1 rRNA gene is annotated in these 1,008 nt (G+C 56.0%); it reads right to left on the bottom strand.

Features of this window, described 5'->3' with window-relative positions:
- Window positions 1-21: 21 nt before the first annotated feature.
- Window positions 22-1,008, bottom strand: a 23S ribosomal RNA gene (locus tag I3F58_RS29185); the annotation flags it as partial.

The raw sequence follows: 1,008 nt of genomic DNA, 5'->3' as shown, positions 1-1,008 counted from the left end.
ACACAGTGGACGCGAGCAACTGAGGACAAGCCCTCGGCCTATTAGTACCGGTCAACTCCACACCTCACGGTGCTTCCATATCCGGCCTATCAACCCAGTCGTCTACTGGGAGCCTTACCCCATCAAGTGGGTGGGAACACTCATCTCGAAGCAGGCTTCCCGCTTAGATGCTTTCAGCGGTTATCCCTCCCGAACGTAGCCAACCAGCCATGCCCTTGGCAGAACAACTGGCACACCAGAGGTTCGTCCGTCCCGGTCCTCTCGTACTAGGGACAGCCCTTCTCAATATTCCTACGCGCACAGCGGATAGGGACCGAACTGTCTCACGACGTTCTAAACCCAGCTCGCGTACCGCTTTAATGGGCGAACAGCCCAACCCTTGGGACCGACTCCAGCCCCAGGATGCGACGAGCCGACATCGAGGTGCCAAACCATCCCGTCGATATGGACTCTTGGGGAAGATCAGCCTGTTATCCCCGGGGTACCTTTTATCCGTTGAGCGACGGCGCTTCCACAAGCCACCGCCGGATCACTAGTCCCGACTTTCGTCCCTGCTCGACCCGTCGGTCTCACAGTCAAGCTCCCTTGTGCACTTACACTCAACACCTGATTGCCAACCAGGCTGAGGGAACCTTTGGGCGCCTCCGTTACCCTTTAGGAGGCAACCGCCCCAGTTAAACTACCCATCAGACACTGTCCCTGATCCGGATCACGGACCCAGGTTAGACATCCAGCACGACCAGAGTGGTATTTCAACAACGACTCCACAACCACTGGCGTGGCCGCTTCAAAGTCTCCCACCTATCCTACACAAGCCGAACCGAACACCAATATCAAACTGTAGTAAAGGTCCCGGGGTCTTTCCGTCCTGCTGCGCGAAACGAGCATCTTTACTCGTAGTGCAATTTCACCGGGCCTATGGTTGAGACAGTCGAGAAGTCGTTACGCCATTCGTGCAGGTCGGAACTTACCCGACAAGGAATTTCGCTACCTTAGGATGGTTATAGT

Origin of the sequence: Streptomyces sp. MUM 203J, from assembly GCF_022414595.1 — a bacterium.
GTDB lineage: Bacteria > Actinomycetota > Actinomycetes > Streptomycetales > Streptomycetaceae > Streptomyces.
Note: the sequence above shows the minus strand (reverse complement) of the source record. Positions and strands in the feature narration are given on the sequence as shown.